General features: G+C 74.0%; 9 protein-coding genes. 7 read left to right on the forward strand and 2 right to left on the reverse strand.

What is annotated here, in order from left to right; genetic code table 11:
• Positions 1 to 3 precede the first annotated feature (3 nt).
• The 6 genes from ACIP4P_RS18230 to ACIP4P_RS18255 all read left to right on the forward strand — a co-directional run bounded on the left by ACIP4P_RS18230 (position 4) and on the right by ACIP4P_RS18255 (position 6,464).
• Positions 4 to 2,970, forward strand: coding sequence for a nitrate- and nitrite sensing domain-containing protein (locus ACIP4P_RS18230; protein ID WP_400919577.1), 2,967 nt, complete (start codon positions 4 to 6; stop codon positions 2,968 to 2,970).
• Positions 2,967 to 3,413, forward strand: a complete 447-nt coding sequence (locus ACIP4P_RS18235; RefSeq protein WP_350518529.1) for a roadblock/LC7 domain-containing protein — start codon at positions 2,967 to 2,969, stop codon at positions 3,411 to 3,413. The genes ACIP4P_RS18230 and ACIP4P_RS18235 overlap by 4 nt, the downstream gene beginning before the upstream one ends.
• A gap of 104 nt (positions 3,414 to 3,517) precedes the next feature.
• On the forward strand, positions 3,518 to 3,883 hold the full coding sequence (locus ACIP4P_RS18240; protein WP_400919808.1) for a DUF742 domain-containing protein: 366 nt from the start codon (positions 3,518 to 3,520) through the stop codon (positions 3,881 to 3,883).
• A 3-nt stretch (positions 3,884 to 3,886) separates the two neighbouring features.
• Positions 3,887 to 4,477 (forward strand): ATP/GTP-binding protein, encoded by a 591-nt coding sequence (locus ACIP4P_RS18245; RefSeq protein WP_350518528.1) that lies wholly within the window; start codon positions 3,887 to 3,889, stop codon positions 4,475 to 4,477.
• 24 nt (positions 4,478 to 4,501) lie between these two features.
• A complete protein-coding gene (locus ACIP4P_RS18250) occupies positions 4,502 to 5,635 on the forward strand; it encodes an FAD-dependent monooxygenase (RefSeq protein ID WP_400919580.1) in 1,134 nt (377 codons plus the stop codon).
• 91 nt (positions 5,636 to 5,726) lie between these two features.
• Positions 5,727 to 6,464: a cyclase family protein gene (locus ACIP4P_RS18255; RefSeq protein WP_400919582.1), complete on the forward strand. Its 738-nt coding sequence runs from the start codon at positions 5,727 to 5,729 to the stop codon at positions 6,462 to 6,464.
• Between the two features lie 47 nt (positions 6,465 to 6,511).
• On the opposite strand, the gene ACIP4P_RS18260 is transcribed toward ACIP4P_RS18255, so the two are convergent.
• The gene (locus ACIP4P_RS18260) at positions 6,512 to 7,270 is read right to left on the reverse strand and encodes a serine hydrolase (protein ID WP_400919584.1); all 759 of its coding nucleotides are present in this window, start codon (positions 7,268 to 7,270) and stop codon (positions 6,512 to 6,514) included.
• A gap of 91 nt (positions 7,271 to 7,361) precedes the next feature.
• On the reverse strand, positions 7,362 to 7,631 hold the full coding sequence (locus ACIP4P_RS18265; protein WP_400919586.1) for a hypothetical protein: 270 nt from the start codon (positions 7,629 to 7,631) through the stop codon (positions 7,362 to 7,364).
• 327 nt (positions 7,632 to 7,958) lie between these two features.
• Here ACIP4P_RS18265 and ACIP4P_RS18270 point away from each other — a divergent pair, with 327 nt between their 5' ends.
• Positions 7,959 to 8,300, forward strand: coding sequence for a hypothetical protein (locus ACIP4P_RS18270; RefSeq protein WP_400919588.1), 342 nt, complete (start codon positions 7,959 to 7,961; stop codon positions 8,298 to 8,300).
• Positions 8,301 to 8,399: the final 99 nt, after the last annotated feature.

The following is an 8,399-nucleotide window of genomic DNA, read 5'->3' on the forward strand; positions in this document are numbered from 1 at the left end:
CCCGTGCCCGGACGGCCCGCCCCTCACCGGCCGGCCGCCAGTCCCAAGGAGTCTGCTCTGCGCGCGCGTGCGAATCGGCGGCCCCCGGCGCCGAAGACCCCCCGCAGGCGTCCACGCCTGTCCCTGCGGACGGCGCTGCTCGTCCTGGCCGTCGTCCCCAGCCTCGCCCTGGTCACCCTCTGGGCGGTCACCAGCGGCGAGACCGTCTTCGACTTCCAACGGCAGGCCGCCCAGGGCATGCTCGCCCAGAAGGCCGGCCAGCCGTCCAACATCGTCTACTACAACCTCCAGGAGGAGCGCCGGCTCAGCGCCGAGGCGCTCGCCCGGCCCGGCGGCAACACCGACCAACTGCGCCGCCAGCGACAGCTGACCGACGACGCGGTGCGCCAGTTCCAGACCCTGTCCGGGGAGAGCACCGACCACGCACCCGAGGACGTGCGCTCCGCCGTCGCCGAGGCCCGGCAGGCGATGGGCCGGCTCGGCGAGGAACGGACCGCCGTCGACAAGGGCTCGATCGACCAGCAGACCCTCTTCACCTACTACACCGACCTGATCGCCGTGGACCTGCGGCTGTTCACCGCGCTCAGCCACGTCGACGCCGGCGAGGTCACCTGGGTCTCCAAGACCCTGGTGAACTCCTTCTGGGCCAAGGAGATGCTCGCCCGCGAGGACGCCATCCTGGCCCGCGGCTGGCCGGGCGGACGGCTCAGCACCGCCGACTACCAGCAGGTCCAGCAGCTGATCGGCGCCCAGGACCACCTGTTCACCGTCCAGGTCCTCCCGTACATCCCGGACGGCGAGGCGGCCGGCTGGCACGACCTGATGACCGGCCCCGCCTGGCAGGCCAAGTCCGCCGTCGAACAGCAGCTCACCCGGCCGATCGCCGCCGAGTCCAACGGCAGCGTCAAACTGCCGCCCGTCCAGGACCAGTGGCGCCAGGCCGTCGACCAGCTCAACCCGCAGCTGGTCAAGGTGATCGAGGCCCGCACCAGCGCCATCGTCGAGGTCGGCAAGGGAACCATCCTCGGCCTGCTCACCCGCGTGGTGCTGACCGCCGTCATCGGTCTGATCGCCGTCGTCGCCGTCGTCATCGCCTCCTGGCGGCTCAGCCGCTCGCTGCGCCGCCGGATCAAGGAACTCCAGGTCCAGGCCGAGGAGATGGAGCGCACCCTGCCCGAGGTGGTCGACCGCCTCGGCCGCGGCGAGCAGGTCGACGCCGAGGCCGAGAGCCGCGCCGTCACCACCGTCCCGGTCAGCACCCACGGCGGCGGCGCCCGCACCGACGAGATCGCGCGGCTCGGCCAGGCGCTCAACCTGGCCCGCTCCGCCGCCCTGGAGGCCGCCGTCCGGCAGGCCGACCAGCACCGCGGCTTCGAGCGGTTGCTCCAGCGCATCGCCCGCCGCACCCAGCTGCTGATCGGACGCCAGCTGCGCAAGCTCGACGAGCTGGAGCGCAAGCACGAGGACCCGGAGGTCCTGGAGGGCCTGTTCGACCTCGACCACCTCACCGCCCGCCTGCGCCGCTACGAGGAGAACCTCGTCATCATGGCCGGCGGCCAGCCGCAGCGGCGCTGGCGCAAGCCCGTACCGCTGCTGGACGTCCTGCGCTCCGCCCAGGGCGAGGTGCAGGACTACCGCCGGATCATGATCGACGTGGAGGGCCACCCGTGGCTCTCCGAGCGGGCCGTCGGACCGGTCGCCCACGTGCTCGCCGAGCTGATGGAGAACGCCACCACCTTCTCCAAGCCGCCCACGCCGGTCGAGGTCCGGGCCGCCATGGTCGGTCGCGGCCTCGCGGTCGAGATCGAGGACCGCGGCCTCGGCATGGACCCGGAACAGTACGACGCGGCCAACGAACTGATGAGCCGCCCGCCGCGCACCGACGTGCTGGCCCGGGCCGACGACATCCGGCTCGGCTTCTACGTGGTCGCCCGGCTCGCCGCGCTGACCGGGCTGAAGATCGAGTTCCGGCCGTCCGCCTTCGGCGGCACCCGGGTGGTCGTGCTCGTCCCGGACGAGCTGGTCATCGACGGCGACACCGGGCTGCCGGACGCCGCGCCCGTCGAACCGATCCCGCTGGTCCGGCGCTCGCGCCGGGCGCTGCGCTCCGCCTCCGACGAGGTGCCGCAGCCGGTGGGGGCGCCGGTCGCGCCGGTGGAGGCCTTCGGGGCGGTCCAGGCGCCGGTGTCCGTGGTGGGCGTCGGTGTGGCGTACCAGGGGCAGCAGGTCGCGGAACAGGCGTTCCCGGAGACCGCGTTCCCGGCCCCGGCCGCCCCGGAACCGGTGTTCCCGGAACCGGCCTTCCCGGAGCCCGGCCCGCCGTACCACCAGCCCCACCGGCCCGGCTTCCCCGAGCAGCCGATCCAGCACAGCTCCCCCGCCGACCCCTCGCCGGTCTACGGCACGACCGCCGCCCCGGCCCCCGTCCCCGAGGCCCCGGCCTACCCGGACATCGCCTACGCCCGGGTCACCGAGGCCGAGGCCCCGTACGCCGACGAGCAGTACCGCCCGGCCGACCACTACCGGCTGGCCGAACGGCGCCGGCACCGCGAGTACCCCTCCGCCGTACCGGTGAGCCCGGTCGAGGGCGGGCAGCCGCCGCTGCCGCAGCGCGTCCGGCAGGCCAGCCTGGCCGCCGAGCTGCGGGTACCCCCGCCGACCCGGCAGGAGTGGGTCGATCCGGCCGCCGGGCAGCCGGCCGGGACGCCCCCGGCGCAGCCCGCCGGGCCGGAGCGCGCCGACCCCGCCGAGCGCCCCGTCCGTCGCTCGGGCGCCGCCATCGGCGCCTTCCAGCGCCAGTCCCGCGCCGCCCGGGCCCAGGACAGCGGCGAACACCCGCTGCCCGCCCCCAGCACCCCGCCGGCTCCCCCCGCACTGCCCGCCGGCCCCCCGAGCTCCGCGTCCGCCCCCTCCCCCCGGGCCCTGCCGGCCGCGGCGCCCCGAACCACACGAACGGATGACCACTCATGAACCGCACGACCGCCACCCACCAGGACCTGGACTGGCTGCTGGACGGACTCGTCGACTCGGTGACCGGGACCCGCAACGCCGTCCTGCTCTCCGACGACGGCCTCGTGGTCAGTCACTCCCGCACCATCGAGCGCGCCGACGCCGAGCGCCTCGCCGCCGTCGCCACCGGTCAGCAGTCGCTCGCCCGCGGCGTCGGCCAGCTCTTCGACGGCGGCCCGGTGCACCAGGTGATCGTCGAGCTCGCCGAGTGCTGGCTGTTCGTCATCGCCGCCGCCCAGGGCACCCACCTGGCCGTGGTCGCCTCCCAGGAGGTGGACGCCGAGGTGATGTCCGTCGCCATGCACACCCTGGTCCAGCAGGTCGGCCAGAAGCTCACCACCCCGGTCCGGGCCGAGGCCGCCCCCGCGTCCTTCGACGTCTTCGCCTCCCGGAACCGGGGCTGACCACGGTGGGCCCGCACAGCGACGGGGGGAGCACCTGGCCGCACGGCCGGGTGCCGCACTGGAGCGAGCTGGAGGAGCCCGGGGCCGAGGACGAGACCGGCGTCATGGTCCGCCCGTACACCATCACCCGCGGCCGGACCGCACCCGAACGCGACGACCTCACCCTCATCACCGTGCTCACCACGGCCGAGGAGGAGGCCGGGGCGGCCCTGGCGCGCGGCAGCCGCACCGGCACCCGCGGCCTCCAGCCCGAGCACCGGCGGATCCTCGACCGCTGCCGGCGCCCGGCCGCGGTCGCCGAGGTGGCCGCCGACCTGGACCTCCCGGTCTCGGTCACCAAGATCCTGCTGGGCGACCTGGTCGCCCAGGGCCTGCTGAAGGCCCGGGCGCCGCTCTCGGTGGCACGCGCCGCCGGGGGCGTGGACCTCGGCCTGCTCACGGCCGTACGCGAAGGACTCCGGAGACTCTAAGCCATGGCAACACCGCACTCCGCCACCCCCGTTGCCGCTCCCGCCGCGGTCAAGATCCTGATCGCGGGCGGCTTCGGCGTCGGCAAGACCACCCTGGTCGGCTCGGTCAGCGAGGTCGCCCCGCTGCGCACCGAGGAGTACCTGACCACGGCCAGCGTGGGCGTCGACGACCTGGACGGCGTCGACCAGAAGGACACCACCACCGTCGCCCTCGACTTCGGCCGGATCACCGTCAGCCCCGAGCTGGTGGTCTACCTGTTCGGCACGCCCGGGCAGGAACGTTTCTGGTTCATGTGGAACGACCTGGTCAACGGCGCCCTCGGCGGCATCGTCATCGCCGACACCCGCCGGCTGGACACCAGCTTCGCCTCGATCGACTTCTTCGAGAGCCGGGGCATCCCGTTCGTGGTCGCGATCAACTGCTTCCACCACCACAACACCCGTACCCCGGACGAGATCCGGGCCGCGCTCGACCTCGACCCGCAGGTGCCGATGCTGATCGGCGACGTGCGGGAGCGCGGCTTCGGCCGCGACCTGCTGCTCGCCCTGGTCGACCACCTGATGGAACTCGCCGGCGCCACGCCGGTCGGCTGAGCCCGTTCTTTGGAGCCCCCTGCCATGACCACTCCCCTTCGCGTCCTCGTCCACGGCGGCGGCATCGGCGGCCTCACCCTCGCCACCGCCCTCGCCCGGCGCGGCCACCACGTCGAGGTCGCCGAACTGCGCGACCAGCTGGAAGCCCTCGGCGTCGGCATCATCCAGCCCTCCAACGCCCTGCACGTGATGCGGGAGATCGGCGTGCTGGACGCCTGCCTGGCGGCCGGCTTCGAGTGGGAGGTGCTGACCATCTGCGACCCGGCCGGCGCCACCGTCGCCCGGATCCCCCAGCCCCGGATGGGCGACGCCCCCTCCAACAACGGCATACCCCGGCCCGCCCTGGCCCGGGTGCTGGCCGACGCCGCCACCGCGGCCGGCGCCGTCCTGCGCTTCGGCACCACCATCGCCACGGTGAAGGACGACGGCACCGGCGTCGACGTCACCCTGGACGACGGCCACGCCGACCGCTACGACCTGGTCGTCGGCTTCGACGGCATCGGCTCGCCGCTGCGCCGGCACCTGTACGGCGAGCGGTACGCCCCCGAGTACACCGGCTTCGCCAACTGGCGCGTCACGCTGCCGCGTTCGCCCGAGGTCCGGGGCGTGGTGATGTCGGCCGGCAACCAGCGGGCCAAGGCGCTGCTCACCCCGATCAGCGAGGAACTCATGTACCTGGGCTCGGTGTTCGCCGAGGCCGAGGACTTCCGTCCGGACCCGGAGCACGCCCACGAGCAGCTCCGCGAGCGCCTCGCCGGGTTCGGCGGCCCGATCGCCGAGGCCCTCGCCCAGGTCACCGACCCCGCCGCGGTGGTCTACTCCCGGATCTCCCAGGTGACCGTCGAGGAGCCCTGGCACGTCGGCCGGATCGCCCTGGCCGGCGACGCCGCCCACGCCTCCACCCCGCACCTCGCCCAGGGCGCGGCGATGGCGGTCGAGGACGCCCTCGTGCTGGCCGAGAGCCTCGACGCGGCGGCGGACGTCCCGGCCGCGCTCGCCGCCTGGGAGGAGCGCCGCCGCCCGCGTGCCATGTGGGTCCAGGCGCTGTCGCGCGCCGTCCTCAAGCAGGAGACCGGCACGCCCACCACGGCGGAGGAGGACGAGCTGCTCAAGATCGGCATCCCCGGCGCGGCCCACGTCCTGGTCAAGCCGTACTGAGCCCCCACGTCGGCCGTCGACCCGACGCCCCCAACAAGCCGATGTCGACGGCCTGTTGCGGTGGCCGCGGGCATCGTCGACCATCGTGGACATGACGACGGACGACACCGGGCACGACAGCCGGACCAGCGACCCGTCGGCCCCGCACAGCGCGGGCCGACGGGTCGTCGAGCTGAGCCACCCGATCCGGCACGGCATGGTCACCTACCCGGGCCTGCCCGCACCCGAGATCGGCGTCCACCTCTCGCGGGAGGACTCCCGCGACCACTACGCGCCCGGCACCGAGTTCCAGATCGGCCGGATCTCGATGGTCGCGAACACCGGCACCTACCTCGACAGCCCCTTCCACCGGTTCCCCGACGGGCCGGACCTCGCGGGGCTTCCGCTCGCCGGACTCGTCGACCTCGACGGGCTGGTGGTCCCGGCCCTCGACGCACCCGACCGGGCCGTCGACCCGAGCGCGCTGCTGCCGTACCGGGTCACCGGGCGGGCGGTGCTGATCCGCACCGGCTGGGACCGCCACTGGGGCACCGACCGTTACGGCGCGGGCGGCCACCCCTTTCTCAGCGCGCAGGGCGCCGCCTGGCTCGTCGCGCAGCGGCCCGCCCTCGTGGGCATCGACTCGCTGAACATCGACGACACCACCGACCTGGCCCGCCCCGCGCACTCCGCCCTGCTGGAGGCGGGCATCCCGCTCGTCGAGCACCTGCGCGGGCTGGAGCAACTACCGCCGGAGGGGTTCCGCTTCCACGCCGCGCCACCCGCCGTCGCGGGCATGGGGTCCTTCCCCGTCCGCGCGTACGCGGTGCTGTCGGGTGCGGAGCGGTAGCCGTCCAGGTAGCCGTCCCGGGCCCGGGACGAAGGCCGCGCCCGCGATCAGCCGCTGATCTGCCGACGGCGCGCCCAGACCTCCGCCGAGACCCGGGCCAGCAGTCGGGCCGCCGGGTCCGTGCGGTCGCTGCCGTCGGCGAGCGGGCCGGTGTAGCAGACCGCGATCAGGTACGGCGGGCAGTCCCGGGGGTGGACCAGGCCGACGGCGTGCCGGGCGCCGGGCACCCAGCCGTTCTTGAACGCGATCCGGGTGCCCGGCGGCAGGCCCGCCGCGACGTCCACCCGGAAGTCGTTGCGCTCCAGCAGCGCCAGCAACTCCGGCTCGTCCGCGAGCGAGTGCAGCAGCCGGACCAGGTCGCGGGCGCTCACCAGGTTGTGCACGCCCTGCGCACGCGCCGCGTAGTCCTCGATCCCGCGCGGCGTGGCGCTGCGGGTCGCCCCCGCCCGGCGCCACACCTCGGCCACCGCCCACCGGTCGGTGCGGGACAGGCAGAGGTTGGTCGCCAGGTTGGAGGAGTGGGTGATCATCCGCTCGGCGAGCAGCCGGAGCGGCACATGGGTGCCCAGCAGTTCCCAGGGCAGCGGATCGCTGTCCCAGTCCGGATCGTTGCCGAACTCCCCGCCCACCACGGACTCGAAGCGGTTCACCACCGGCACCTCGGCGTCCAGGTTCACCCCGCCGCGGGCCAGCGCCGCCAGCACCGCGACCTTCATCGTGCTCGCGGCATCGTGCAGTTCGTCCGGCGCCCGCAGGAACACCGGCTCGGCATCGCCCTCCCAGGGGGCCACCACCACAGACAGCATGGGGAGAGCGTAGTGCCGTCCGGGCCGACGGCATGCCGACGGCCCACCGCCGGTCGGGCGGTGGGCCGTTGATGGGGGGGCGTGCGCCGCGTCAGCCGTTCTGCCAGGTGGCGCCCGAACCCGTGAACGCGCCGGTGACGCCGGTGTCGTCGGACCAGACGAAGAAGTCGGTGTGCTGGACCCCGTCACTGCTGACGCTGGATTGGGTGCCCGCGACCCCGGCGCCGTTCTCGTCGGCGAGGAACTGGCCCTGTCCGTAGTTCGCGTCGAAGCCCTCCTGGGCCGAGGCCAGGCCCGCACAGCCGAGCACGAGCGGGGCGGCGAGGGCGCCGACGGCCAGGACGCGCTGAATCGTACGCATGATGATCCTCCGTGGAGCGATTGATCGATGGGACGGACCTCGGGCAGGCCGCCGCGATCAAGTAGCGACGCACCGTGACGGCGAAGCAAGGTGCGCCGCGCCGGGCACCAGGCGGGGCACGCGCGGAAACACCGCGCCCACCTGCGGAAACATGCGCTCGTACGATCATCTGCTGATTCATTCGGCCGGAGGAAGACCACCGGGGGCGACCGTCCGCAGCCGGCGGGCGCCCCGGCCCCGGACGACCGCGATCCGCCCCGGATGCCGTGGGCCGTCCGGGTGACTACGGTGGAATCAGGTAGCTCAGAGCATCCGGGAGATTACGCCATGACTTCCGAAAAGCAGCCTGTCCATCTGAAGACGCGGACGGTCACCGGCCACGCCCTCCTCAACGCCCCGATCAGCGGTGACTTCGAGGCCACCCTCACCGACGCCGACGGCAAGCCGATCGTGGGGCGGGAGATCACCTTCTTCAGCACCGCCAGCGGCCAGCGCGTCGGCAGCGCGACCACCGACCAGAGCGGCATCGCCCGCCTGAACTCCGGTTCCAAGCTCCTCGATCCGGTCATCGTCGCCAGCACCCTCACCACCGGCGCCAGCGCGCGGTTCGAGGGCGACGACACGTTCCAGTCCGCCGAAGCCCACGCCGGAACGGCCGTGGGCGTGTAGCCGGACCAAACCCCCGACAGACGAAGAGGAGTGGGGGGTAGGGCGGGCGGCCATGCCCCCACGCGGGGGGGGGACCAAGGGGAGGGGGTGGGCGGGGGC

The organism is Kitasatospora sp. NPDC089509 (assembly GCF_044749365.1).
Taxonomy (GTDB): domain Bacteria; phylum Actinomycetota; class Actinomycetes; order Streptomycetales; family Streptomycetaceae; genus Kitasatospora.

What these genes read in the sequence shown, in the direction of transcription:
- ACIP4P_RS18235 (WP_350518529.1), top strand. Translation starts at nt 2,967, where the DNA reads ATGAACCGCACGACCGCCACCCACCAGGACCTGGACTGGCTGCTGGAC.
- ACIP4P_RS18240 (WP_400919808.1), top strand. Translation starts at nt 3,518, where the DNA reads ATGGTCCGCCCGTACACCATCACCCGCGGCCGGACCGCACCCGAACGC.
- ACIP4P_RS18245 (WP_350518528.1), top strand. Translation starts at nt 3,887, where the DNA reads ATGGCAACACCGCACTCCGCCACCCCCGTTGCCGCTCCCGCCGCGGTC.
- ACIP4P_RS18250 (WP_400919580.1), top strand. Translation starts at nt 4,502, where the DNA reads ATGACCACTCCCCTTCGCGTCCTCGTCCACGGCGGCGGCATCGGCGGC.
- ACIP4P_RS18255 (WP_400919582.1), top strand. Translation starts at nt 5,727, where the DNA reads ATGACGACGGACGACACCGGGCACGACAGCCGGACCAGCGACCCGTCG.
- ACIP4P_RS18260 (WP_400919584.1), bottom strand. Translation starts at nt 7,270, where the DNA reads ATGCTGTCTGTGGTGGTGGCCCCCTGGGAGGGCGATGCCGAGCCGGTG.
- ACIP4P_RS18265 (WP_400919586.1), bottom strand. Translation starts at nt 7,631, where the DNA reads ATGCGTACGATTCAGCGCGTCCTGGCCGTCGGCGCCCTCGCCGCCCCG.
- ACIP4P_RS18270 (WP_400919588.1), top strand. Translation starts at nt 7,959, where the DNA reads ATGACTTCCGAAAAGCAGCCTGTCCATCTGAAGACGCGGACGGTCACC.